Annotated in this window: 23 protein-coding genes; 11 read left to right on the top strand and 12 right to left on the bottom strand. The window is 66.2% G+C overall.

The annotated features are described in order from the left end of the window. Positions 1–56: 56 nt before the first annotated feature. From glnH to WMC41_RS24840, 3 genes are read right to left on the bottom strand one after another with little or no spacing between them, the layout of a single operon-like run. The gene (glnH, locus tag WMC41_RS24830) at positions 57–797 is read right to left on the bottom strand and encodes a glutamine ABC transporter substrate-binding protein GlnH (RefSeq protein ID WP_432348590.1); all 741 of its coding nucleotides are present in this window, start codon (positions 795–797) and stop codon (positions 57–59) included. Between the two features lie 21 nt (positions 798–818). Next, positions 819–2,156, bottom strand: coding sequence for an aspartate aminotransferase family protein (locus WMC41_RS24835; protein WP_432348592.1), 1,338 nt, complete (start codon positions 2,154–2,156; stop codon positions 819–821). Beyond that, complete coding sequence (locus WMC41_RS24840) at positions 2,153–3,037, bottom strand: MurR/RpiR family transcriptional regulator (RefSeq protein WP_432348594.1); 885 nt, start codon at positions 3,035–3,037, stop codon at positions 2,153–2,155. Before WMC41_RS24840 ends, WMC41_RS24835 begins: the two co-directional genes overlap by 4 nt. Positions 3,038–3,128: 91 nt before the next feature. On the opposite strand from WMC41_RS24840, the gene WMC41_RS24845 reads away from it, so the two are divergent. Continuing rightward, the gene (locus WMC41_RS24845) at positions 3,129–3,965 is read left to right on the top strand and encodes a 3-keto-5-aminohexanoate cleavage protein (protein ID WP_432348596.1); all 837 of its coding nucleotides are present in this window, start codon (positions 3,129–3,131) and stop codon (positions 3,963–3,965) included. A 34-nt stretch (positions 3,966–3,999) separates the two neighbouring features. On the opposite strand, the gene dhaL (WMC41_RS24850) is transcribed toward WMC41_RS24845, so the two are convergent. From dhaL (WMC41_RS24850) to WMC41_RS24875, 6 genes are all read right to left on the bottom strand, one after another. Further along, on the bottom strand, positions 4,000–4,635 hold the full coding sequence (dhaL, locus tag WMC41_RS24850) for a dihydroxyacetone kinase subunit DhaL (RefSeq protein ID WP_272807959.1): 636 nt from the start codon (positions 4,633–4,635) through the stop codon (positions 4,000–4,002). A gap of 13 nt (positions 4,636–4,648) precedes the next feature. Then, positions 4,649–6,751, bottom strand: a complete 2,103-nt coding sequence (locus WMC41_RS24855) for a bifunctional sugar-binding transcriptional regulator/dihydroxyacetone kinase subunit DhaK (RefSeq protein ID WP_272807960.1) — start codon at positions 6,749–6,751, stop codon at positions 4,649–4,651. Between the two features lie 137 nt (positions 6,752–6,888). Then, on the bottom strand, positions 6,889–7,530 hold the full coding sequence (gene dhaL / locus WMC41_RS24860; protein ID WP_432348597.1) for a dihydroxyacetone kinase subunit DhaL: 642 nt from the start codon (positions 7,528–7,530) through the stop codon (positions 6,889–6,891). Positions 7,531–7,544: 14 nt separating this feature from the next. After that, entirely contained in the window at positions 7,545–8,537 is a 993-nt protein-coding gene (locus WMC41_RS24865; protein WP_432348599.1) for a dihydroxyacetone kinase subunit DhaK, read from the bottom strand. A gap of 22 nt (positions 8,538–8,559) precedes the next feature. Continuing rightward, on the bottom strand, positions 8,560–9,411 hold the full coding sequence (locus tag WMC41_RS24870; protein ID WP_432348600.1) for a sugar phosphate isomerase/epimerase family protein: 852 nt from the start codon (positions 9,409–9,411) through the stop codon (positions 8,560–8,562). A 106-nt stretch (positions 9,412–9,517) separates the two neighbouring features. Continuing rightward, positions 9,518–10,453 (bottom strand): LysR substrate-binding domain-containing protein, encoded by a 936-nt coding sequence (locus tag WMC41_RS24875; protein ID WP_245082444.1) that lies wholly within the window; start codon positions 10,451–10,453, stop codon positions 9,518–9,520. 171 nt (positions 10,454–10,624) lie between these two features. Between WMC41_RS24875 and WMC41_RS24880 the strand changes: the two genes are divergently transcribed. The 6 genes from WMC41_RS24880 (at position 10,625) to WMC41_RS24905 (ending at position 16,252) form a co-directional block, all read left to right on the top strand. After that, positions 10,625–11,386 (top strand): SDR family NAD(P)-dependent oxidoreductase, encoded by a 762-nt coding sequence (locus WMC41_RS24880; protein ID WP_432348602.1) that lies wholly within the window; start codon positions 10,625–10,627, stop codon positions 11,384–11,386. A 23-nt stretch (positions 11,387–11,409) separates the two neighbouring features. Beyond that, positions 11,410–12,273, top strand: a complete 864-nt coding sequence (locus tag WMC41_RS24885) for a transketolase (RefSeq protein WP_245082450.1) — start codon at positions 11,410–11,412, stop codon at positions 12,271–12,273. Continuing rightward, positions 12,270–13,295 (top strand): transketolase family protein, encoded by a 1,026-nt coding sequence (locus WMC41_RS24890; protein ID WP_432348603.1) that lies wholly within the window; start codon positions 12,270–12,272, stop codon positions 13,293–13,295. Before WMC41_RS24885 ends, WMC41_RS24890 begins: the two co-directional genes overlap by 4 nt. 86 nt (positions 13,296–13,381) lie before the next feature. Then, a complete protein-coding gene (locus WMC41_RS24895; protein ID WP_432348604.1) occupies positions 13,382–14,386 on the top strand; it encodes a TRAP transporter substrate-binding protein in 1,005 nt (334 codons plus the stop codon). Positions 14,387–14,459: 73 nt separating this feature from the next. Further along, positions 14,460–14,993, top strand: coding sequence for a TRAP transporter small permease (locus tag WMC41_RS24900; RefSeq protein WP_245082459.1), 534 nt, complete (start codon positions 14,460–14,462; stop codon positions 14,991–14,993). Continuing rightward, positions 14,993–16,252, top strand: a complete 1,260-nt coding sequence (locus WMC41_RS24905; protein WP_272808151.1) for a TRAP transporter large permease subunit — start codon at positions 14,993–14,995, stop codon at positions 16,250–16,252. Before WMC41_RS24900 ends, WMC41_RS24905 begins: the two co-directional genes overlap by 1 nt. A 226-nt stretch (positions 16,253–16,478) precedes the next feature. Here WMC41_RS24905 and WMC41_RS24910 read toward each other — a convergent pair whose 3' ends face one another. The 3 genes from WMC41_RS24910 to WMC41_RS24920 all read right to left on the bottom strand — a co-directional run bounded on the left by WMC41_RS24910 (position 16,479) and on the right by WMC41_RS24920 (position 20,097). Beyond that, complete coding sequence (locus tag WMC41_RS24910; RefSeq protein WP_432348606.1) at positions 16,479–17,984, bottom strand: WD40 repeat domain-containing protein; 1,506 nt, start codon at positions 17,982–17,984, stop codon at positions 16,479–16,481. A 100-nt stretch (positions 17,985–18,084) separates the two neighbouring features. Then, positions 18,085–19,158: a helix-turn-helix transcriptional regulator gene (locus tag WMC41_RS24915; RefSeq protein WP_432348608.1), complete on the bottom strand. Its 1,074-nt coding sequence runs from the start codon at positions 19,156–19,158 to the stop codon at positions 18,085–18,087. Positions 19,159–19,329: 171 nt separating this feature from the next. After that, a complete protein-coding gene (locus tag WMC41_RS24920) occupies positions 19,330–20,097 on the bottom strand; it encodes an IclR family transcriptional regulator (RefSeq protein ID WP_432348609.1) in 768 nt (255 codons plus the stop codon). A 187-nt stretch (positions 20,098–20,284) separates the two neighbouring features. On the opposite strand from WMC41_RS24920, the gene WMC41_RS24925 reads away from it, so the two are divergent. The 4 genes from WMC41_RS24925 (at position 20,285) to WMC41_RS24940 (ending at position 25,426) form a co-directional block, all read left to right on the top strand. Then, positions 20,285–21,859, top strand: coding sequence for an ABC transporter substrate-binding protein (locus WMC41_RS24925; protein ID WP_432348610.1), 1,575 nt, complete (start codon positions 20,285–20,287; stop codon positions 21,857–21,859). A 57-nt stretch (positions 21,860–21,916) separates the two neighbouring features. Further along, a complete protein-coding gene (locus WMC41_RS24930) occupies positions 21,917–22,771 on the top strand; it encodes an alpha/beta hydrolase (protein ID WP_245082471.1) in 855 nt (284 codons plus the stop codon). Then, positions 22,768–24,378 carry a gamma-glutamyltransferase gene (gene ggt / locus WMC41_RS24935; protein WP_432348612.1) on the top strand — a complete coding sequence of 537 codons (1,611 nt, stop codon included), beginning with the start codon at positions 22,768–22,770 and terminating at the stop codon, positions 24,376–24,378. The genes WMC41_RS24930 and ggt overlap by 4 nt, the downstream gene beginning before the upstream one ends. Positions 24,379–24,451: 73 nt before the next feature. Continuing rightward, entirely contained in the window at positions 24,452–25,426 is a 975-nt protein-coding gene (locus WMC41_RS24940; protein WP_245082477.1) for an ABC transporter permease, read from the top strand. Positions 25,427–25,430: the final 4 nt, after the last annotated feature.

Genomic DNA, 25,430 nt, shown 5'->3' on the forward strand with positions numbered 1-25,430 from the left:
GGCTCCCCGGCGTGAGGAGGGCGCGCCGGTTCGCCGGCACGCCCGGGGCTGAGGCATCAGAGCTTCGGCTCGGTGCCGAACCACTTCTTGTAGATCTCGGTGTAGCGGCCGTCCTTCTTCATGTTGGCAAGCGCGGCGTTGACCTTGGCGACGAGCTCGCTGCCCTTCGGGAAGCCGATGCCGTATTGATGGGCCATCATCTGCTCGCCGACGGCCTTCACCTTGCCGCCGCCGGCGGTCTTGACGTAGTAGAGCACGTTCGGCGTATCGTGCATGGCGGCGTCGACTCGGCCGGTCTGCAGTTCCAGATAGGCATTGTCGATGTTCGGGAACTGGCGCAGTTCCGTCTCCTTGAAGTGCTCCTTGGCGTAGTCCGTCGCCGACGTGCCGGTCTTGGTGGCGAGGATCTTGCCCTTCAGGTCCTCGGCGCTCTGGACCGTGCTGTCCGCCGGCACCATCAGCAGGAAGCCGCTGTCGTAATAGCCGTCGGAGAAATCGATCGCCTTCTTGCGCTCGTCCTTGATGGTGATGCCGGCGAGCGCGACATCCACCTGCTTGGTCTGGAGCGCGGGGATGATGCCGTTGAAGTCCATCGGCTGCAGCGTGTAGGTGACGCCGATCTCCTTGGCGATGGCATCCCACATGTCGATATCGAAGCCGACATATTTGTCGCCTTCCTTGAATTCGAAGGGCACGAAGGCCGTGTCGGTGGCGACCACAAGGTCCTCGGCCCGCGCGGCCTGGCCGAAGGCGATGGCCGATGCGAAGGCGGCAAATAGAATGGTACGCAGTTTCATGGTCGTTCCCCTTTTGCTTGGTTATGCGTGTGGAAGTGTGCTGACGGCGGCATCGATCGCATCGCCCAGCCGCTCGACGATGCGCGTGATGTCCGCGCGCTCGACGATGAAGGGCGGGGCGATCAGCACATGGTCGCCCTGCCGGCCGTCGATCGTGCCGCCCATCGGGTAGACCATCAGGCCGCGCGCCATGGCTTCCTTCTTGATCAGGCCGTTGAGCTTGAATTTCGGGTCGAAGGGCTGCTTGCCGGCGCGATCGGCCACCAGTTCCACCCCGCGGAAAAGGCCGCGCCCGCGGATGTCGCCGACATGGTGGTGGTTGCCGAGGCGCTCGACGAGCTGGCTTTCCAGTTCGGCGCCCATCGCAACGACATTGGCAAGGAGGTTCTCGCGCCGGATGACCTGTTGGACGGCAAGGCCGGCGGCGGCGGCCATAGGGTGGCCCATATAGGTGTGGCCGTGCTGGAAGAAGCCGGAGCCGCTGGCGAAGGCCTCGAAGATCTCTTCCGAAAGCAGCACGGCGCCGACCGGCTGGTAGCCGCCGCCAAGCCCCTTGGCGATGGTCATCAGGTCCGGCGCGACGCCGTCCTGCTCGCAGGCATGCAGCGTCCCGGTGCGGCCCATGCCGCACATCACTTCGTCGAGGATGAGCAGCACGCCGTAGCGGTCGCAGATGGCGCGGATGCGCTTCAGGTAGTCGGCGACGGGCGGGACCGCGCCGGCCGTGGCGCCGACGACCGTCTCGGCGACGAAGGCGATGACCTCGTCCGCGCCGAGTTCGAGGATCTTGTCTTCGAGCTGCTGCGCGGCGCGAGCGGCATAGGCCTCGTCGCTCTCGCCGCTTTCCTGCAGGCGATAGGCGTAGCACGGATCGATATGGTGGGTTTCGATGAGTAGCGGCTTGAACTGCGCGCGCCGCCACTCGTTGCCGCCCGCGGCAAGCGCCCCGAGCGTGTTGCCGTGATAGCTCTGCCGGCGCGCGATGATGTGGCGGCGCTGCGGCTCGCCCTTCTCGACGAAATATTGCCGCGCCATCTTCAGCGCCGCCTCGACCGCTTCCGAGCCGCCGCTGACGAGATAGGCATGGCTCAACCCTGCCGGCGCGTCCGCGATCAGCAGTTCCGCCAGCGCCTCGGCAGCCTCGGAGGTGAAGAAGCCCGTATGGGCATAGGCGAGCCGGTCGAGCTGTTCGTGCAGGGCGGAAAGGACGGCGGGATGGGCGTGGCCGAGGCAGGAGACGGCCGCGCCGCCCGAGGCGTCGATATAGGCCTTGCCCTCGGCATCGAACAATTCGATGCCCCTGCCGCCCACGGCGATCGGCATGCGGGAATGGATGGCGCGATGCAGAAGGCGGGTCACGGACGCTTCATCCTCGTCTTGAGATGGGTGTTGAGGGCGGCCGACTGGCGATCGACGGCGGCAAGCGCGGCGCCTGCCGCATCCCCCGCCTGGCCGGCGACCAGCGCGCCCAGCACCTCTGCGACGACGAAGGCCGGCGACATGGCGTGCAGGAACGACGGGCTTTCGGTCGGCACGACCAGCGTGCAGGCGGCAAGCTGGGCGAGGGGGGCGACGAGGCTGTCGGTGATGGCGATCAGCGGCACGCCCGCCTCGCCGGCATAATCGGCGATCTCGATCGTCTGGCGCGTATAGGGCAGCACGCTGACCGCGACCATCACGTCCTCGCCGCTCGCGCTGCCGAGGGCATCGGCGCCGATGCCGCCGACGGCGTCCAGCATGATCGAATGTTTTCCCGCCAGCGACAGGATGTAGTGCAGGTGCCAGGCCGGCGAATGGCTGGAGCGCAGGCCGAGGCAATAGATGCGCCGCGCGGCGCCGAGCCGGCGGGCGGCTTCCACCAGCATTTCCAGCGATTGCGGCTGCGAGAGCTGGCCGACCTGCGCGGCGATGCCGCCCAGCATGTCGGCTGCCAGCGCCTGGTCGCCCTTCAGCTTCTGGCTCTTCGCCTGCGCGCCGACGCGGCCGGCAAAGCCCGTCACGTCGCCGCGCATGGCGTCCGCATGGAGCTGGCGGATGTCCTCGTAGCCGGCAAGGCCGAGATGCTTGGCAAGCCGCGTCATGGTGGCGGGCTGCACGCCCGCCTGCCGTGCCTGCTCGCGCATGGACAACAGCGCGACCTCGCGCGGCTGGTTCAGCACGTAGCGCGCGGCGGCCCGGAGCTGCTCCGACATCGTGTCGAAGGCCTGGACGATCTGGTCTGCGAGAGGGCCGTTTTGCATGGCGATCGAATACACCTTTCCAAATTGCTTTGCAACAGTTGTTTCATTAATGTAGATATATGATCCATATGAATCATATCCTGGATGCACGATGACAGATTCTCGCGAACCGCGCCGCGTGGCCATCGCCGTGGCCCCGAACGGCGGCCGCCGCACCAAGGCGGACCATCCCGCCATCCCCCTGACGCCGGGCGAATTGGCGCGCACCGCAGCCGAATGCCTGGATGCGGGCGCCGCCATGATCCACGTCCATGTGCGCCGACCGGATGGCCGTCATCTCCTCGATGCCGATGCCTATGGGGCGCCGATTGCGGCCATCCGCGCGGCGGTGGGCGATCGCCTGGTCATCCAGATCACCACGGAAGCACTCGGCCTCTACGCGCCGGCGGAGCAGATCGCCGTGCTGAAGGCGGTGAAGCCGGAGGCGGCCTCGCTGGCGCTGCGGGAACTCGCGCCGGATGCGGCCGCCGAACCCGCCTTCGCCGAGGCGCTCTTCTGGATGAAACGGGAGAATGTCCTGCCGCAGATCATCCTCTACGAGCCGGCGGAGGCGGTGCGCCTTGAAGGCATGATCCGCCGCGGCCTCGTGCCCTGGCCGGATATCCCCGTGCTCTACGTGCTCGGCCGCTATACCCTGTCCCAGACCTCGCAGCCCGCCGACCTCATGCCCTTCCTCGCACCGGAGGCACCGCGCTTTTCGAACTGGAGCGTCTGCGCCTTCGGACGCCACGAGGCGGCCTGCGTCACCGCCGGCGCCCTGCTCGGCGGCCATGTCCGCGTCGGCTTCGAGAACAACCTCCATCGGCCCGACGGCAGTCTTGCCGCCTCGAATGCCGATCTTGTCGAGACCGTCGCAACGGCGCTCGACCGCCTCGGATGCGCTTCGTGCCGTGCTGCGGATCTGCGCAGCGGTTTTGATCTGATTTGAAAGAAACGCCCTGCAAGTCCTTGCGGATGCGGGGCTAAAGTGCCTCGGCCATCGCCCTGACAAGTGCCGCCGCGGAGGTTGCGCCGGGGTCGAGATGACCGAGCGAACGCTCGCGCACGCGGGCGGCGCGGCCCTTGGCGGCGACCATCGTCGCGGTCGCGGCCGCGCCGTTGTCGGCGGCGGCGGTGACGGCGGCCCAGAAATCCGGCTTCGACCTGCCTTCGGCGACGGCGGTCGCGGCCGCCTGCGCCGCGGGCAGCCAGACGTCGAGCATGGTCTTGTCGCCGCGCTGCGCCTTGCCGCGCTCGCGGATCCCTTCGGAAAGGGCAGCGAGCATGTCGCGGCAGGCGGGAAGGTCGAGGTTTTCGCGGCCGGCAAGCGTTTGCGCGGCGCGGCGGAAACCGGTGGCATAGAGCGGGCCGGTGGAGGCGCCGACGGCATCGAGAAAGCCGGTCGCGGCGGTGGACATCACCTCGGAAGGGCTCGCCGCATCGAGGTCGAGCGCGGAGAGGGCGGCGTTCACGGCCTTGAAGCCGATCGACATGGTGATGCCGTGGTCGCCGTCGCCGATCGCACCGTCGAGTTCGGAGAGATGGTCCTTCTCCGCCTCGATCGCCTCGGCCATCCGCTCGAACATTTTCGCGAGAGCCCGCGCCGCGCTTTCCGACATGTCTTCCTCCCCGTCAGGGCGTTTCAGGCGTGTTGATGGTCAGGACCGCCGTCTGGCACGGGTGGTGCAGCAGCTCGGTCAGCTGGCGGTCGAGATGCAGGATCGAGATGGAGGCGCCCACCATGTCGAGCGAGGTGCAGTAGTGCCCCACCCAGTTGGCCTCGATCGCGATGTTCTTGGCGGCAAGCCGCTGCTCCACCCGGCGGAACAGGATGTAGAGCTCCATTTGCGGTGTCGCGCCGAACGAGTTGACGAGCACCGCCACCCGGTCGCCGGGTTCGGCCTTCATTTCCTTGAAGATGTTGTCCATGATCGTATCGACGATCTCGTCGGCGGTGCGGATGCGCTCGCGCGAGACGCCGGGCTCGCCATGGATGCCCATGCCGAGCTCCATGTCGTCGGGGCCGATCTCGAAATTGTGCCGCCGCGTCTGCGGCATGGAGCAGGATTCGAGCGCGACGCCGACCGTATAGGTGCGGTCGTTTGCCTTGCGGGTCACGGCCTCGCACTCGTCGAGCGTCATGCCGCGGTCGCAGGCCGCGCCCGCCACCTTGAAGACGAAGAAATTGCCGGCGACGCCGCGCCGTCCTTCCTTGTCCTCGACCGGGGAGGAGACGATGTCGTCGGTGGTCAGCACCGTGCGGATCGGGATGCCCTTCTCCTCGGCGATCTCGGCCGCCATCTCGAAGTTCATCACGTCGCCGGCATAGTTGCCGTAGACGAAGAGCACGCCCGCGCCGCCGGAGGCCGCGACGGCGCATTTGGCGATCGGGTCCGGCGGCGGCGAGGAGAAGATGTTGCCGATCGCCACCGCATCGGCGAGCCCCTTGCCGACGTAGCCGACGAAGCAGGGCTCGTGCCCCGTGCCGCCGCCGATGACGAGGCCGACCTTGCCGGGCCGCGGACCGTTGCGGGCGACGAGGGCGCGGCGCGAATTGCCGATCGGCTGGAGATAGGGCTTGTGCGCCGCGATCAGGCCATCCAGCATCTCCTCGACAACGTCATTGGGATTGTTGAGGAATTTCTTGACGTGCGTGCGGTAGGCGTTGGCGACCGGCGTGCTCTTCTGGCGCTGCGAGAGTTTTCCGTCGAGGCTCGTCACGCCGTCGGCGCGCAGGATGCCCGCGCCGGTCGCCGCGTCCGTCACCAGCACGTTGACATAGCCGCCGCGCAGTGCCGCCAGCAGGGCCGGCACCTTGTCGAAGCCGCCGGCGACGGCGACGCGGGTGCCGATGCCGCGCAGCATCTCCAGCGAAATGCCGATCGTGCGGTCGTCGAGCGGGCCGGCGACGGGGCGGCCGCGCTCGTCGATGAAGCGTCCCGCAAGCACGCCCGCCGCACCCTTGGCGAGGTAGTGCTGGAGGGGCACGGATTCGAAGAAGCCGCTGGTGTGGATCGTCGAATTGGGGCGCAGCGAGGCGATGCCGAAGACGACGCGGTTGGCGCGGGCGAGCGTGTCGAACTGTTCGCGGATCAGCGGCTCGGCGAGCAGCATGTCGTGCATCTGTGCGGAGGCGACGATGGCGGGGGCGGTGATGTTGACGCAGCGGGCGGAGATCGCGCGGGCGACGGCGGCCGTGGTCAGTTCCGGCGTATAGGCGAAGCTGGCGGTGGTGCCGCCGGTCGCCTGCACGACGGTGACGTCCTGCAAGGAAGCCATTTCCAGATGTTCGCCGACCGACAGGATGGTGCGGCCCCAGGCGACGGCGAGCGTGTCGCCGGACTTGATCATCTTGGCGAGCGCCTGCGCGCCGGCCGCGCCCAGTCGTCCGATCAGCGGCCGCGTGTCGTCGTCGTTCGGCACGACGAGGCAATCCGAGAGGCCGAAATGGCGCTTCAGTTCCTGCGCGATGGTGAGCGAGGCGAGGCGGGCGGGCTCGATGGAGATATTGACGATGCCCTTTTCACGGGCGTCGGCGAGGTAGCTGTTGACGGTGGCGCGCGAGACGCCCATCGCCTCGGCGATCTCGCCCTGCGTCATGCCGTCTTCATAATAGAGCCAGCAGGCCCAGACATAGGGGTCGTCGCCATAGCGCAGCGGGATGGAATCGATGCCTTCGGGCCCGTTCACCCGGCTGATACCGCCCTTGCGCGGCGCGGAAGTCTTCAAAGCCATCGGTTTTGCGGGTCTCCCTTCAGGCGGCGACCATGGAAGCAACGCCGCCGCTTTGCAACATGGTTTAGTAAAAAAGCGTTGCGCGGCCCGTTGCGAGGGGCGGGCCGCGCGTCCTGGGAGGACCGTTGGGGGTTGCCTCAGCCGAGGCGGGCGCGTGCGCCGTCGGACAGTTCCTTCAGGATGATGGCGCAGGAGGTCGCGCCGGCATCCAGCACGCCGAGCGAGCGCTCGCCGAGCCGGCTGGCGCGGCCGATCTTGGCCACCAGGCCGATCGTCGAATCGCGCCCGGCCTCGGCGGCCGCAACGAGCGCTTCCAGCGCCTCGCCGAAGGATTTGCCCGCCGCCGTCGCCGCGTCGAAGGCCTCGACCGCCGGAACGAACGTGTCGAGCAGCGTCTTGTCGCCGACCTTGGCCGAGCCGATCGACCGGATGCCGGAAAGGCCGGCATGCAACATCCTGCTGAAGGCCGCCGCGTCGATCGTCTCCACGCCTTGGATCGTCTCGGCGAATTCCGTGAACATGACGCCGTAGAGCGGGCCCATCGAGCCGCCGATCTCCGTCATCAGCACCGTGCCGAGCGTGTCGAGGGACTGGGCGAGCGACGCGTCCTTGCCCTTCAGCCGCTCGGCGGCCATGCCGAAGCCCTTGGCCATGTTCACGCCGTGGTCGCCGTCGCCGATCCTGCCGTCGATCTCGCTGAGATAGGCCCGGTTCTCGACGATCCGCTCGGCCATCGAGAGGACGATCGCGCCGGAAGACGCATTGTCGAAGATCTGCATGGGGCTTCCTCCCGTCACAGGATGATCGTGCAACGCGTCTCGACATCGAGCAGCGTCTTCAGGTCGTCGTCGAGCGCCATGACGGTCAGCGTCGCGCCGACCATTTCCAGCGAGGTGAAGTAGTTGCCGATCCAGGTCTTGCGGATCGTCAGGCCGCGCGCCGAGATCTCGCTCTCGATCGTGTCGTTGAGAATGTAGAGCTCGTTGAGCGGCGTCGCGCCGAGGCCCGAGACCAGCACGGCGACCTCGGTGCCTTCGGGAAGGTCGTGATCGTCGAGCACGATCTTCACCATGTCCCTGGCGGCCGCCTCGGCCGTCTTCAGCGTCTCGACGCGCACGCCCGGCTCGCCGTGATGGCCGATGCCGACCTCCATCGTGCCCGGCTCGATCTGGAAGTTCGGATGGCCGACGGCCGGCAGCGTGCAGGGGCCGAGGCCGACGCCGATCGAGCGGCAGTTGTCGATCGCCTTCTGCGCGGCGGCCCGCACCTCCTCGAGGCTCGCGCCGGTCGCGGCCTTGGCGCCGCCGATCTTCCACATGAAGATCTCGCCGGCAACGCCGCGGCGCTTCTCGCGTTCCGCGATCGGGGCCGAGCAGACGTCGTCGTTGGCGACCACCGTCGCGACCTCGATGCCGTCCTTGGCGGCGAGCTTCGTCGCCATCTTCACGTTCATGTTGTCGCCGGCATAGTTGCCGTAGAGCACGACGACGCCCTTGCCGCCGTCGGCTTCACGGATGGCGTCGTGGAAGCTCTTGGCGGTCGGCGAGGAGAAGAGCTCGCCGACGGCGACCGCATCGAGCATGTTCCTGCCGGCATAGCCGATGAAGGCCGGCTCATGGCCCGAGCCGCCGCCCGTCACAACGCCGACCTTGCCGGCAAACGGGGCGTCCCTGGCGACGACGACGCGCGGGTTCTCCGCAAGGCGCACAATATCCGAATGCGCCTTCACAAAACCCTTGACGGTATCCTCGACAACAAGGTCAGGGTCGTTGATGAAACGCTGCATGGTAACTCCTCCTTCAGAAAAATCAGCCGCAGGCGGCCAGCGCCTCGCGCACCGTCCGCAGCGAGCGTGCGAGCGCGTTCTCGATGGTTTCGAGCGCGACGGGTTCGGCCTGGCGGACCGGCCTGGCGTCCGGGTCGCGATGGAGCCGCAGCGGCAGTTCGATGCTCACCGGGAAATCGGGCAGTGCGGCGACGGCGGAAAGAAGGTGCGCGCAGCCGATCGCGCCTTGGCCGACGGGCGTGAAGAACCAGCCCCGGTCTGTGCGGCGCACATCCTTGATATGGGCGTGGGCGGACGCGGGCAGGGCGCGCACGGCGTCGCCCGCGAAATCGCCGAAATCCGGGCGGTGCGAGGCCGTGTTGGCGGCATCGTAGTTGAGCCTGAGCCAGGGGGAGGCATATGCCGCGACGAGCGCCACGCCGTCCGCTGCTGTATTGATCAGGTTGTCGCTGCCGTCGCCCGGATTTTCGAGCGCGATGACGAGGCCGAGCCGCTCGGCGCGCTTCAGCAGGCTGTCGATGTTGCGGCGGAATGCGGCTTCGCGCGCCCGGGCGCTGGCATTCGTCGCGATGACCTTCGCGCCGAGCGCGGCGGCGAACTCCATGCGCCCGGTGAAGACCTCGACCGCGTCGTCGAGGCCGAGATCGATATGCGAGGACATCGCATGGCAGGCTAGGCCCGCCGCGCCCATCGCCCGCCGCCAGGCTTCGGCCTCCGCCGGCAGGAAGGCGGTCTCGTCGAAAGGCTCCGTGTAGCCGACGATGAAGGCCGGCTCGACATGGGTGAAACCGAGACGCGCCAAGCTCTCCAGCATCCTCTCGCGGCTGTGCCCGTCATAGGGCGCGCCGGATGCGGACACGATCCGTTCTGTCATTCCATCCTCCCGCGCGGGCCCCGCGGCCGGCATCCCGCAAGGGAACTCCTCGCCCCCGCATCACCGATAGATGCGACGGCGCGGGCGTATCGACAAACGGAAAGAACTAAAGGACCGGTGAATTGGCTTCATCAATGGCGGGAGCGGTGCCCGTCTCGCCGGCTTGCGCCTCGCCCAGCGCGGCCGTGAGCCATTCGGCGAAACGCCGCGCCAGCCGCCGCTGCGAGCCGGATTTCGGGAAGGCGAGATAATGACCGATATAGTGCACGTCCCTGGCGACGCCCGTCAGCGGCGCGACGAGCTTGCCGCTCTTCAGCTCGCGATGGGCAAGGCGGGTCGATTCCAGTGCCACGCCGAGGCCGTTGGCGGCGGCGTCGATCGCCAGGAACGAGCGGTCGAAGCTGACGCTCTGGATCGGCGGCGTGCCGAGGTCGTTGGCCTCGAACCAGTCCGGCCAGCGCAGGCGCTTGTTGTCGCTGCGAATCAGGACCTTCGAGAGGAGGTCACGCGGCGTGTGGATGCCTTGCGCGAGGTCCGGCGTGCAGAGCGGCGTCACCGTCTCCGTGCCGAGCGGGATGATCACGAGATCGTCGCCCTGCGGCTCGCCGTAGATGATGTCCGCATCGAACTCCCCGTCGACGAAGCGCACATAGGTGGTGCTCGCCGCGAGGCGGACCTCGATGCCGGGATTGGCGGCGAGGAACTGCGGCAGGCGCGGGGAGAGAACCTGTGCGGCGAAACTCGGCGCACAATGGAGGCGCAGGAGATGCGACCGGTTCGAGGAAACCAGTTCGATGCCGCAGCGAAGCTCCTCGAAGGCATTCGACGCATGGCTGAGCAGCGTCTGGCCGTCGATGGTCAGGCGCACCGTTCGCGTGGTGCGTTCGAAGAGCGGCGTGCCGAGCGCCCGCTCCAGCTTGACGATGGCATGGCTGACGGCGCTTGCGGAGAGATGCAGTTCGTCGGCGGCCGCCCGGAAGGAGCCGAGCCGGGCGGCGGATTCGAAGGCGCGGATCGAGGACAGTGAAATTCCGTTCAGCATTCGATTAGTGAAACAGATTCACCTACCGGTGTAAACTTCGCGTTTGAAGCCGGGGGCGGGCCTCTGCAATATCCCCGCCATCCGCCGGGCAAGGCGGAGCGGCTGCGCAAGAGACGACGAGCCGCCTATCGATGGGCCGGAGCCGTTCGGCGTCCGGGGAGGAGAATTGACATGTTGCTGAAGGGCAAGACCGCCGTGATCTCCGGCGCGGCGAGCAAGCGTGGCATCGGCCGGGCGACGGCCGAACTTTTCGCGGAACACGGCGCACGCGTCGCGATCCTCGATCTCGACGAAGCGGCAAGCGCCGAAGCCGCCGCCTCGATCGCCGCCGTCGAGGGCGGCGCTCATCTGGGCGTGGCCTGCGACGTGACCGCAACGGCGTCCTGCGATGCGGCGATTGCCCGGGTCATCGACGCCTTCGGCAAGATCGACATCCTGATCAACAATGCCGGCATCACCCAGCCGGTGAAGACGCTCGACATCACCGGCGAGGACTGGGAGCGCATCGTCGCCGTCAACATGACGGGCGTGCTGAACCTCAGCCAGTCGACCATTCCGCACATGCGCGGCAATGGCGGCGGCTCGATCGCCTGCATGTCCTCGGTCTCTGCCCAGCGCGGCGGCGGCATTTTCGGCGGCCCGCACTATTCGGCCGCCAAGGCTGGCGTGCTGGGCCTCGCCAAGGCGATGGCCCGCGAGTTCGGCGTCGACGGCATCCGCGTCAATTCCGTCACCCCCGGCCTGATCCAGACCGACATCACCGGCGGCAAGCTGACGGACGCGATGCGCGCCGACATCCTGAAGGGCATTCCGCTCAACCGCCTGGGCGACGCGCGGGACGTGGCGAACATCTACCTGTTCCTCGCCTCCGACCTGTCGTCCTACGTCACAGGCGCCGTCATCGACGTCAACGGCGGCATGCTGATCCACTGAGGATCGACCGACGGAGGGGCGCCATGACGACAGAAACCGCAACCGAAAATCCCGCCCTCCTGGCGAATGTCTCGCTTGCCGAGCGGGCCTATCGCATCCGCCGCAATGCGGTGCTGATGGGCGAGGTCCAGGGGCAGGGCTATGTCGGCCAGGCGCTCGGCATCGCCGATGTGCTCGCCGTCGCCTATTTCCACGCGCTCCGCTACCGGCCGGACGATCCGCGCTGGGAGGGCCGCGACCGCTTCCTCCTGTCGATCGGGCACTATGCCATCGCGCTCTATGCCGCGCTCATCGAGGCCGGCATCGTGCCGGAGGACGAGCTCGAGACCTATGGCTGCGACGATTCGCGGCTGCCCATGTCCGGCATGGCCTCCTACACGCCGGGCATGGAGATCACCGGCGGCTCGCTCGGCCACGGCCTCGGCATCGCCGTCGGCATGGCGCTCGGCCTGAAGCGCAAGGGGTCCGACCGCTTCGTCTTCAACCTGATGTCGGACGGGGAACTGGGCGAGGGCTCGACCTGGGAAGCGGCGATGGGCGCGGCCCATCACCGGCTCGGCAACCTCGTCAACCTCGTCGATTTCAACAACCAGCAGGCCGACGGCCCCTCGCGCGACATGCTGTCGGCGGAGCCCGTCACGGACAAGTTCGCCGCCTTCGGCTGGCATGTCCAGCGCGTCGACGGCAACGACGTCGAGGCCGTGCGCGCCGCCTTCGACACGGCCATGGCGGTCAGGGACGACCGGCCCCGGGCCATCGTCTTCGACACGAAGATGGGCAAGGGCGTGCCCTTCCTCGAAAGCCGCGAGGTGACGCATTTCATCCGCGTCGAGGCGAACGAATGGGCGCTTGCGCTCCAAGCTCTGGAACAGGGACGGCCGGCATGAGCACGACAGGCAAGGAACCCGCCGCCGCGCCGGCGAAGAAGCGGCTCACCACCTCCGCCATGATCGCCTCGATCGCGGCGGAAGGACAGGCGACGCGTCCCGCTCCCTTCGGCCACGCCCTGATCGAGCTCGCCAAGCGCGACGAGCGCATCGTCGGCCTCACCGCCGACCTCGGAAAGTACACCGACCTGCACATCTTCGCGCGGGCCTTTCCGGACCGCTTCTACCAGATGGGCATGGCCGAGCAGCTTCTGATGAGCACGGCCGCGGGGCTGGCGCGCGAGGGCTTCGTGCCCTTCGCCACCACCTATGCGGTCTTCGCCGCGCGCAGGGCCTACGACTTCATCGCCATGGCGATCGCGGAGGAGAAGCTGCCGGTGAAGATCGCCTGCGCACTGCCGGGGCTGACCACCGGATACGGCCCGAGCCACCAGGCGACGGACGACATCGCCATCTTCCGCGCGATGCCGGACATCACCATCGTCGATCCCTGCGACGCGCTCGACATCGAGCAGGCGGTACCGGCGATCGCCGCCCATGACGGGCCGGTCTATCTGCGGCTGCTGCGCGGCCAGGTGCCGGCGGTGCTCGACGCCTACGACTACAGTTTCGAACTCGGCAAGGCGAAGGTCCTGCGCGAGGGAGGCGACGTCCTCTTCATCTCGTCCGGCATCCTGACGATGCGCGCGCTGGAGGCGGCCCGCGCGCTCGAGGGGGGCGGTATCCGGGCCGCTGTCCTGCATTCGCCGACGATCAAGCCGCTCGATGTCGCGACCATCCTCGCGGAGGTCGATCGCGCCGGCCGGCTCGTCGTGGTGGCCGAGAACCATTCCCGCATCGGCGGGCTCGGCGAAGCGGTCGCCACGGCCCTGCTCGCCAACGGGCGTGCACCACGCTTCCGCCACATCGCGCTGCCGGATGCCTTCCTCGATGCCGGCGCGCTGCCGACGCTGCACGACCGCTACGGCATTTCCACGGATCGCATCGTCGAACGGACGAAGGGGTGGCTCGAAGAGGATTGAATCAGATAGGTGAGCAGCCGTCGGGAGCCGGCCGCCACGGATGTTCCATGCACTGCGCCGGAGGGCGCCAACTGGGAGGATTGAAAATGACTTTTCTGATGAAGCGGCGTGCCTTTCTGGCTGCGGGCGGCTCTGTTCTTGCCGCGCCAGCCATCCTGTCGTTCGGCCGCGAGGCGCGCGCTGCCGTGACCCTGACGCTCGGCCACGGCGCAGCGCCCGGCAATCCGCGCACGGTCGCCGCCGACAAGTTCGCCGAGCTGGTGAAGGCGAAGACGGAGGGTCGCGTGACGATCAACGTCGCCGGCTCCGAAACGCTCGGCAGCGACGCGGCCATGCTGACGAGCCTGCGCACCGGCGCGCTCGACATCACCGCCAACAGCCAGGGGCCGGTTTCCGCGCTCATCCCCGAGATCGCCGCCCTCGGCCTGCCTTTCCTGTTCGAGACGGCCGAGCAGGCGATCAAGGTGCTGCAGGGCGATGTCGGCAAGGCGCTCGCCGAGCGCTTCGATGCCGTCGGCCTCGTCGCCCTCGACTGGTGGGACAACGGCATCCGCCACCTGTCCAACTCGAAGCTGGCGGTCAAGACGCCCGACGACGTGAAGGGCCTGAAGATCCGCACGCCGGCCGACCCGATGACCATCGACATCTTCGAGGCGCTGGGCGCGAGCACCGAGCAGATCGCTTTCGGCGAACTTTACATCGCGCTCCAGCAGGGCGTCGTCGACGGGCAGGAGAACCCGCTCGCCAACATCGAGAGCTCCAAGCTCTACGAGGTCAACAAGTACATCAGCCTGACGGCGCACAAGTGGGAATCGACGCCCTTCCTGATGTCGAAGATGTCCGAGGCACGCCTCGGCGACGACCTGGAGGCCGTGAAGGCGGCAGCCCTGGAGGCCGGCACGCTGCAGCGCGACCTGTCGGCGCAGAAGGCCACCGAGACGCTCGAAGCCTTCAAGGCCAATCCGGCGATCGAGATCTCCGAGGTCGACCGCGCCGCCTTCGCGGCCGCGACGACCTCCGTCCTGGAGACCTGGAAGCAGAAGCCCTTCGGCGAGTTCGTGGCGCAGATCGCCGCGGCCGCCAAGGGCTGATCCTGCCGCACCGCGCGCCGCAGGCCGGCGCGCGGTCTTCATCCATCATCGTGCATATTGGGGAGGAGCACCGATGACCGATGGCTTGCTGGCTGCCGCCGATCGGATCGACAGGGCCATATCGCTGCTGTGTCGCGCCACGATCATTCTTGCCGGAGTCGTTCTCACGGTCGTCATGACGGCCAATGTCGCTGCCCGCTACACCTTTGCAGGCGGCGGCTTCAATTTCGCGCAGGAGCTGCCGACGCTGATCTTCCCATGGTTCATCGTCGCCGGCATCGTGCTTGCCGCGCAGATGGGCATCCACATGTCCGTCGAATGGATCTACGGGAAGTTCGCGGACCGCGGCCGGATCGTCGTCTTCATGATCGCCAACCTGATCTCGGTCGCGTCCTTCGCCGTGCTCGCACGCCAGGCCCTGGTGGTCGCGGACATCGCCAGCATCGAGCGCAGCCCCGTCCTGCAGTTGCCCAACAGCATCGGCTACTACTCCATCGCGCTCAGCGCCGTGCTGGTGGCGGTCGTCACCGCGACGGCGTGCCTGCGCGTCTTCGTCAACGGCTGGGATGCCCGCCCGCAGGCGGAAACCGAGGAGATGCCGCTATGATGACCCTTGTGATGATCGTTGCCTTCTGCGTGCTGATGATGCTCGCGGTTCCCGTCGGCTACGCGCTGATCATTTCGGCTGGCCTCGCCATTCTTTCCACCGACCATGTCCCGCTCTCGATCGTTGCGCAGCAGGTCTACGACCAGACCCAGTCCTTCCCGATGCTCGCGCTGCCCTTCTTCATGCTGGCCGGGACCCTGATGCTCGGCGGCAAGCTGGGCCAGCAACTGCTCGAGCTCGCCTCGAAGGCCCTGCAGCGCTGGCGCGGCGGCGCGCTTTCCACAACAGTGCTCTCCTCGGTCGTCTTCGGCGGCGTCTCCGGCTCGGCCGTCGCCAATGCCAGTGCGCTCGGCTCGGTCCTCATTCCCTGGCAGAAGCGCCACGGCTACCCGGCGCCGCTGTGCGCGGCCAACAATGCCACCTCTGCCGTCATCGACGTGCTCATTCCGCCGTCGATCCCCATGATCCTCTATTCGCTGGTCAGCGGTGTCAGCATCGCGAACCTCTTCATCGCCGGCATCCTGCCCGGCCTGCTCATGGCGGCAAGCTTCGTCTTCGTCTGCTGGGCCATTTCGGTCCGCCGCGGCTATCCCGTGGCGAAGGAGAGGGTCCGCAAGCGCGAACTCGCCATGATGGCGGGCAAGAGCCTGCCGGCGCTGCTTCTGCCCGTGCTCATCATCCTCGGCCTGCGCTTCGGCTTTGCGACGCCGACGGAAGTGGCCGTTCTGTCGGTTGTCTATTCGCTGGTCCTCAGCCTCGGCTTCTACCGGGACCTGACCGTCAGGCGCTTCTGCGACAATGTCGTCGAAGCGGGGGTTGCGACCGGTGTCGTCATGCTCGTCATCATGGGCAGCGCAGCGGTAGGCTGGGTGCTGACATTCGATCAGACGCCGCAAATGGTGGCGCGGTGGGTCGCCGAGAACATGTCGAACCCGATCGTCATCATCCTCATGATGAACCTGCTGATGCTGATCGTCGGCATGCCGCTCGATCTGCCGCCGGCGATCCTGCTGCTTGGCCCGATCTTCGTGCCGCTTGCCGACGTGATCGGTCTCGATCGGGTGCAGCTCGGCCTGATGATGGTCATCAACCTCGGTATCGGCCTCTATACGCCGCCGATCGGAACGACGCTGTTCATCTCGTCGTCGATCGCCAAGGCGTCGATGGGGGCGACGACACGGGAACTCTGGCCGTTCTTCGTGATGGCCATGCTGCTCCTCCTGGCGGTGAGCTACATTCCGGCTCTGACCCTCTACTAGACGCATTCTCGCATCGGCCGCGGCGAAGGTTCTTCATCGCGGTCTTCCGGGTGATTTTTTGCCGGGCATCAGAACCCGCACCATGTCGCGCTGTGGCTCCTTTCACGTAGCGGACGGCCCATCGGCAGATTCGCTAAATAGACCGGCTGGGCGAACGGCGCCAGCGGGTGGTGCCGGCGCGATAGGGCATGGTGCGCCGGACCGGTCGCTCTCGCACAGTTCCCCTTCACTGTCCTTGCGCGTTGACTGTGGCTTCCCAACGCTCGGCGAAGCCACTCTTCCGCTCTTCGTCGTTCCAAATCAGAGCCGGGCAACGGACGATGGGGCGGCATTCTCCCGCGATGCAGAGCTTGCCGTCGTCTCCTGAAATCTCGAGATTTCCCTGGCCCTGTGCGTCGAGGCTTTGGCCCGGCGCGCCCCCGAACATCTGGCAGCTCCGGTCTGATGCGCATCGCAAATGCAGGATTGTCTGGGGTGGGTCCTGGCCCATGCCGTCGAAGAGGACGATCAAACCGTTGCCGTGGATTTTGATGGGACTCATCAAACACATGCTTCTGGCGAATTCGGCGGAGTCGTCCATGCCGTCGAACTTGCTGAACCATATCCCGGAAAAGCCGTCGGGGAAGCCTCCCGCCGGCATTCGTGTCCACGCGATCGGCTCGACCCCGCTCGTGCTGAGGAGCCTTTGCCCGTCCGGACTGAAGGCAACGGAGCCGGGGGCGTTGAGATGGCCCGTCAGGACGGCTATCCCGGCGCCGCTCTCCACATCCCAGACGCGGATGCTGCGATCCTCCGCCGCCGTGGCCACGCGCAGGCCGTCGTGGCTGAACGCCGTGTCGTTCACGTCGCCTTCGTGTCCCCGCAGCACATGGATTTCGCCTCCCGACACGGCATCGAACATATGGGCTTCGTTGGCCGATGCCGTGACGATCCGCGTACCGTCCTTGCTGAAGGCCGCCGAATGGACCTCGGAGGCGTGGGGCAGAACCAGCAGCTGGCCGCCATCTGCAGCATTCCATATCCGCGCAGTCCTGTCGTCCGATGCCGTGACGATCCTGCTACCGTCCGAGCTGTAGCGCGCCTGGAGAACCTTGCCGGCATGCCCCTCCAGTGTCGCGATTTTTTCGCCTGACGCCGCGTCCCATAGGTGCACCGTTCCCTCCCGGCCTGTCGCGGCGAGCTGCTTTCCGTCAGGACTGAAGGATAGGGAGGTGACATCCAGCGACGGCTGCAGAGACGCGATTGCGCTGCCGCTCGTGGAATCCCAGAGACGCACCATCCCCTCGGCGGACGCCGTGGCGACGCCTGCCCCCTTGGGGCTGAGGGCGACGGCAACGACCGGCGAGGGATGCGCAAGCTCGCCGAGCTGCCGGCCGCTGGCGATATCCCAGAAGCGCACGATCCTGTCGCCGGACGCTGTCGCGAGACGCGCGCCATCTGCGCTGAAGGCGACGAAGCCCAGGAGGCCGTCGGGCGTGTCGAGCGCCGTCGCTGCCGACAGCGACGTGACTTCGTTCCCGCTCGCCGTATCGCAGATGCGGACAAGAAGTCCCTCGGTGGCGACGGCGACACGGCTCGCATCTTCGCTGAAGGCCGTCGCGGATATGGTGACGCTTCCGGCATCGGCGTTCCCGCAGAAGGAAAGCTTGTTCATCGTATAGAATTCGTCGGCGTCCGCCGCGACCGGCAGCAGCAGGACGGAAAGCGCGAAAGCCAGTCCGAGACGTTTCATCTGTTCCTCCTGGGAGCCTGGTCAATTTGAAGATGGAGGGTCGCCTGTCGGTTGCGCGTCGTAACCAGGCCGGCATGCCTCCGTTCCGAAGCGGGGCCTCTCACCGAAACGGCTGGGTCATCGTCAGCAAGGACACGAGTTCCGATTGGCGGTGCGTGCCGGTTTTCTCGAATATGCGGGTGAGGTAGGTCGTGGCGGACCGGTCTGCGATCCCGAGGGTCCTTGCGATCGATCTGACGGTCTTTCCGGCGGCAAGCTCGATTGCAAAGCGTGTTTCGGCAGGCGTGAGGTCGAAAAGACCCATCAGGACCTGCGGGGCGGGAACGATCGACGACTTTCGCAATGCGGTGACCGCGACGATCAGATCGCCTCCGGGAAACAGGTCATGGGCGCTGCGATGGAGCGGCAGGACATGAATGACGCACGCCTCGCGGCCCTCCCTTGCGCCAATCGCTATGGACTGGATCTTTTCGCCCGGTGCTAGCCCCGTCTCGATGACCTGTTGCAGCAGGCGGTTTGCCGGGATGTCCGCGATCGCCAGCCGCCCGAAGGCGACAGGCATGAAAAGGTCGGTCAAACCGTCGAACAGCGCATTGGCCGACAGGACCCGGCCGTTGCCGCCCAGCACGGCGGCGGGCAGGCCGATCGCCTGCAGCGTCGATGTCGTCGCCTTCGCGCGCTCCAGCCCGAGATGGGCGGCCATCAGGCCGGCCCGCGCCAGATGCGGGAGAAGGCGGTCAAGCGTCGCAATGTCTTCCCGGGAATGGGGGCCGTCGGCCTTCCGCCTGGTGAAATCGTAGATCACGAGTTCGCCCGTCGGAAGCGGCACGGCGGCGGCGACCTCGCTGTCCAGCCCCAATTCGTCGAGCCTCTTGCGGCACGGATCGCACGCGATCAGCTCCGCCGGAAAGTAGTCGCTGAGGATGGCGAAGCCAAAGAACGGCCTCTTCTGGGCATATGCGACGCGGGAGCTGTCGCGCCACTGTTTCGTGCTTTCGTGGGCGACCTCGGCCACCTCGTCCGTGGCCCTGTACTGTACTGGACGGGCGTCGTCATAGACGAAGAGTGCCCCGCCCGGCGAACGGACGAGCGCGCCGATGTCCTCAAGCACGCGCATCCAGCCCTGCGGCTGGAAAGCAGCCTCGTAGATTCGCTCGATCAGGCCGTTTTCCATGCAGCCGTGCTCCGTCAGACCGTCACGAGCCGGATGCTATACCGGATTCGTCCGCTCGTCTGTCGCTGTTCGACGACTGGCGTGCCTTGACCCGGACTGCGGCGGAAGTTGACAGGTGCCGTTTCCTGATGGCACCGGCCGGACTTGCCGGCGCTCCCTCCGGCCGTACCTTTACCAGCCGAGGCCCTCCGATATTTTCCTGGAGGCGTCCTTCAGGAGGGCAATATAGCGCGGAATATCGTTGTCCTGTGTTCGAAAGGCCGGCGCGGCGATGTTCACGGCAGCGATGACCGAGCCGTCGAAGGCGAGCACCGGGACGGATACCGACACAAGCTGATCGCTGACCTCGCCGCGGCTGACGCAGTGGCCGGCCTCGCGAACGCGTTTCAGCTCCGCCTCCAGCCTTGCACGGGTCGTGATGGTCCGGGGGGTGAAGCGCTCGAGCTTGTCGGGAATCATCTGCGCCTGGACCTGCGGCGGCAGGTAGGCGAGCAGAACCTTGTAGGAACCCGCATGAAGCGGCCGGCGCCTTCCGATCATGGAATGCACCCGGAGGTCCCGTGTCGGTTCGAACTTGGCGATGCAGAGAGATTCGCCGTTGTCGATGATCCTCAACTGGGTCGTTTCATTCACCTTCTGCCCGAGTTCTTCGAGGATCGGGTTGGCTATTCTGACTAGATCGACCTGCGTCGATGCGGCCGTGCCGAGCACGATGGCGGTGTTTCCGAGCCGATAGGTCCCGCTGCTGCTCTTCCGGACCAGTCCACGGCGTTCCATTGTGCGTAACATTCGCAAGATTCTTGGCTTGGTCTCGCCAATGTTCCTGGCGATGTCGGCCAGCCTGCAGTCCGGATTCTTCGCGACATCCAGAAGCACGTCGATGCAGACATCAACCGCTTGAACAGTCGATCTTTTCTCTTCTTTTTCCTCGTCGTTCATGGAGAATTTTTCTTAGAGGAATGATCCTGTTGCCATTCAAGGCAGTGTATTACGTTCAGCGTAACATGCTGGTTTTCCGTTTGACAATGGGTGTCCGGGGAACTTACGTTTTTGTTCAAGAAAGGCTCAGAACCCTTCGTCAGGCTGGCGTCAGACCGGCAGGAAACTCCAACTGGGATTTAATCAGATGACCGCAAAGATATTGACGCGGGCAGCCGTCGCGCTGCTCGGCACGATCGCTATTCCTGCACTCGCCGCCGCGCAGGAGACACCGCTGACGATCGGCATGTCGACAACACCCACCACCATCGATCCGCATGAGGACAGCTCCGCGCCCAACAACGCGACATCCCGGCATATCTGGGACAGCCTCATCAACCTCACGGGCACATCAGCCAACGACCCGGAACTGGCGACCGAGTGGAAGGCCATCGACGCCACCCACTGGGAATTCAAGCTGCGCGAGGGCGTGAAGTTCCACGACGGAAGCGCATTCGACGCCGATGACGTCGCCGCCTCGCTGCTGCGGGCCCGCGACAAGCCGAGCCAGGGTTTTGCCTCCTACACCCGCAATATCGCGAACGTGACCGCAAAGGACCCGCTCACCGTCGTCGTGGAGACGAAGGTCCCCGATCCCCTCATCCTCAATTCGGTCAGCCGTATCCGCATCATCAGCGCCGACTGCAAGGACGCGCCGGTCCAGGACTTCGACAACGGGAAGTGTGCGATCGGGACCGGGGCCTATTCCTTCGTCTCCTATACGCCGGGCGGCGAGCTGACGATGAAGCGGAACGAGGACTATTTCGCCGGCGCGTCGCACTGGTCGAACGTCACCTTGCGCTTCCTGCCCGACGATGGCGCCCGGCTGGCGTCGCTTCTGTCGAACGAGATCGACATCATCGAGGCCCTTCCGGCCGACGGCATGGCGCGGGTCGAGGCAAGCGACAGCCTGCAGGTCATCAACGGCCAGTCCTCGCGCCTCGTCTATCTCGGCATGGACGTCAGCCGCGACGCGTCGCCCTTCGTCAAGGCCGCGGACGGTTCCAACCTCGACGAGAACCCGCTCAAGGACATTCGCGTCCGCCGCGCAATGCTGATGTCGATCAATCGACCCGCCATCGTCGACCGCGTCATGCAGAAGAACGGTACCGTCGCCGACCAGTTCGTGGCGGAAGGGTATGCCGGCCATAGCGACGCTGTCGAGAGCTTGGCTTACGATCCGGCCGCCGCAAAGGCGCTCCTGGCCGAGGCGGGTTATCCGGACGGCTTCAGCCTGACGCTGCACGGCCCCTCCGGCCGCTATGTCAAGGATGCCGAAGTGCTCCAGGCCGTCGGCCAGATGTTCACGCGCATCGGCATCCAGTCCAAGGTCGAGGTGATGCCCTGGGCCATGTATTCGGAAGCCTATGCGCAGGGCGAGTACAGCACCTATCTTGGTTCATGGGGCGTCAACACCGGCGAGACGACCAATCCGACGGTCGCTCTGGTCGCCACGCGCGACGAGGCGAAGGGAACCGGGCGCTACAATGGCGGCGGCGTTTCGGATCCGAAGATCGACGAGGTGCTCGCCCGCGCAAGCTCGACCCTCGACGAGGCGGAGCGCGCTCCGCTGCTCGAGGAGCTGTCGAAGCAGACCTTCGACAATCTGTGGATCCTGCCCATGCATTACGAAAACGTCGTGCTCGGCGCCCGCAAGACGGTCGCCTACACGCCGCGTGGCGACAAGTACACGCTCGCCTATGAAGTGAAGCCCGCAAACTGACGGCGGGCCGGGGGCCGTGCGAGGCGGCCCCCATCCATGACTTTCCAGGAGACGATCATGCAGGAACTCGGAACGGGCGATGCCAGCGCCCGGGCGACGGCGATCTATGACTACGGCCAGACGGCGATTTTCGCGTCACGGGTCGATCCGCGCCTTCACATGCTGCTCTACGTGCCGCCGACGGCGGCCGATGGCCGCAAGCTCGACCTTCTGGTCGCCGTGCACGGCACGGGCCGCACGTCGGCCATTGACTTCCGTGACGGTTTCGCCGAATTCGGCCTCTACAACGATTGCGCCATCCTGTGTCCGATCTTTCCCGTCGGCGTGCTCGGCGACGGCGCGCGCTCCGGCTACAAGTTCATCGAGGAGGGCGACATCCGCTATGACCGTGTCGTCCTCGCCATGGTCGAGGAAGTGGCCGCCAAATACGGCCAGGACTGGTCGACCTTTGCCATGTTCGGCTTCTCCGGCGGCGGGCATTTCACCCACCGTTTCGCCATCCTCCATCCGGAAAGGCTCTGGGCCGCCTCGATCGGCGCGCCGGGTTCCGTCACGCTTCTCGATCCGACGCGCGACTGGTGGGTCGGCATTCGCGACCTGGAGGCCCGTTTCGGCCGGCCGTTCCGGCCGCAGGAGCTTGCAAAGGTCCCGGTCCAGATGGTCGTCGGCGATGCCGACCTGGAGACCTGGGAGATCACCCACCAGCCCGGCGGGCGATACTACATGGAAGGAGCGAACGATGCCGGCGCGACGCGCCCCGAACGGCTGGCGGCGCTTGCGGAATCGTTCCGCGATGCGGGCGTCGACGTGAGCTTCGAGCGCGTGCCGGGCGTCTCCCACGACCGGATCAAGGTGCTGGGCCACGTCAAGGCCTTCCTCGCAAAGGTATTGAAGGACCGTCGCGCAAGATGAGAAACGCAACCATTGTCGCGCCGCAGCCCGAGGCGGTGGAAGCGGGCGCGCATGTCCTGGAGCGCGGCGGCAACGCCATCGACGCAGCGCTCGCCTGCGCCTTCGTCCAGGGCGTCGTCGATCCGCAGATGGCCGGCATCGGCGGGTTCGGCTCCATGCATGTGCACATGCCGAAGAGGGGCGTGCACGACATCCTGGAATTCTACGCCCGCGCGCCCCTGAAGGCGACGCCGGATATGTGGCTGGGCGCGATCAAGCACCAGAGCCGGGACGGCTTCGGTTACGTTCTGGAAGGCAATATCTCGGATATCGGCTACCTTGCGGTCTGCACGCCCGGATCCCTCAAAGGCTACGAGACGGCCCTCAGGGACTACGGCACGTTCGACTGGGCCGACCTCATCGCGCCGGCGATCCGCTATGCCCGCGATGGCTTCATGATCCGCAGCCATATGCACTGGTACTGGACCAAGGACCAGTCGAACGACGGCTTTGCCAACACGCTTGAAAAGCTGCGCTATTCCGCCACCGGCCGGCGCGTCTATTTCCATGAGGACGGCAACATCCGCAATGTCGGGGAAACGCTCGTCAACACGGACATGGCGCAGACGCTCGAGCGCATCGCACGCAGCGGCGGATCCGACATCTTCTACCATGGCGAGATCGCCGAGCAGATCGCCGAGGATTTCAAGGCCAATGGCGGCCTGATCGACCAGCAGGATCTCGCCCGCTACGAACTGTCGCGCGTAAAGCCCGTTTGGGGCGAATATCGCGGGCACCGCATCGCCACGTCGCCTCCGCCGGGTTCCGGCTTCCCGCTGCTCGAACTCCTGCATATCATGCAGCAGTTCGATGTCGGCGCGATGCGACACGGCAGCGCCGAGCACATCCGCGTCCTGTTCGAGGCCATGAAGCGGATGACGATCGACAAGGACGCCCATATGGGCGATCCCGCCTATGTCGACGTGCCCTACGAGAAGCTGCTGTCGCGCGACCATGCCGTCGCCCTGGCGGCGTCGATCAAGGCCGGCGAGAGGGCCAATGTCTCGCGCCTCGACCGGTCGCAGCGCGATACGACCCATATCTCGGTGATCGACAGGGAAGGCAATGCCGTCGCCATGACCCACACGCTGGGCAGCCCCTCCGGCGCGATCACGGATGGCCTCGGTTTCATGTATAATGGCACCATGAGCCGCTTCAATCCGGTTCCGGGAAAGCCCGGTTCCATCGCCCCCGGAAAGCGCCGGCCGAGTTCGGCCGCCCCGACCATCGTCTTCAAGGATGACGAACCCAGCATCGTGATCGGTGCGCCAGGGGGGAGCTACATCGCCCCCGCCGTCGCCCAGTGCCTCATGAACATGATCGACTTCGACATGTCCGTGCTCGAGGCTGTCGTCGCGCCCCGGATCGTCGGTGTCTCGAACACCATCGATATCTGCAACCGCATCCGCCATTCGGTGGAGGACGAACTGCGTGCCGAAGGGTATCAGGTGGCCCGCTCATCCCAGACCTATGCATTCGCGGCGGTCCACGCGATCAGGATCGAGGACGGGGTCTCCAAGGGCGCCGCCGATCCGCAACGTGACGGGATGGCGATCTCCGTCGCCTAGAAGTGTTTCCGGCCGAAGCGGAAAACGCCCTGGCGCCGGACAACGCGCTGAAAACAGGACCCTGGAGCAGTCAATGGTCACATCGATAATCAGGCGGTTGATACAGGCGGTGTTCGTCGTCGTCGCGATGACGGTGATCGTGTTCATCGGCGTGAACGTGATCGGCAATCCGGTCGATATCCTGATCAACCCGGATGCCAACCAGGCCGAGCGTGCGCGCGTGATCGCCCATTACGGCCTCGACCAGCCGCTCTGGCGCCAATATCTCCTGTTCCTGCAAGGTCTGCTTCACGGCGATTTCGGCAACAGCTTCGTCTATGGCCGCCCGGCCATGGGGCTCATCCTGGAACGCCTGCCGGCAACGCTCGAACTGGCGATCTCGGCATTGGCGATCGCGCTCGTGTTCGGCCTGCCGCTCGGGCTTTACGCGGGGCTCTATCCGAACCGGGTTTCGTCGAAGCTTATCATGAGCGGCTCCATTCTCGGATTTTCGCTCCCGACATTCTGGGTCGGGCTGATGCTGATCATGGTCTTCTCGGTCGAACTGGGCTGGCTGCCGACCAACGGGCGCGGCCCGACGCTGGAACTGTTCGGCGTGCGTTGGTCGTTCCTGACCGGGGAGGGGCTGAGGCACCTCCTCCTGCCCGCCTTCAATCTCGCTCTGTTCAAGACGTCCCTCATCCTGCGGCTGACGCGCGCCGGCGTGCAGGAGGTGCTCCCCCAGGACTACGTCAAGTTCGCCCGTGCGAAGGGCCTGCGCGAGCGCCGGGTGATCGCAGTGCATGTGCTCAAGAACCTGATGATCCCCGTCGTGACGATCATCGGCCTCGAATTCGGCTCGCTCATCGCCTTTTCGGTGGTCACCGAAAGCATCTTCGCCTGGCCCGGCATGGGCAAGCTCATCATCGACTCGATCAATCTCCTCGATCGTCCCGTCATCGTCGCCTACCTGATGATGATGGTCCTGCTCTTCGTCGTCCTGAACTTCATCATCGACGTCTGTTACACCATCCTGGATCCGCGGGTCCGGCTGGATTCAAAGGCTTAGACCC

Origin of the sequence: Shinella yambaruensis (assembly GCF_050859155.1) — a bacterium.
Classification (GTDB): domain Bacteria; phylum Pseudomonadota; class Alphaproteobacteria; order Rhizobiales; family Rhizobiaceae; genus Shinella; species Shinella yambaruensis.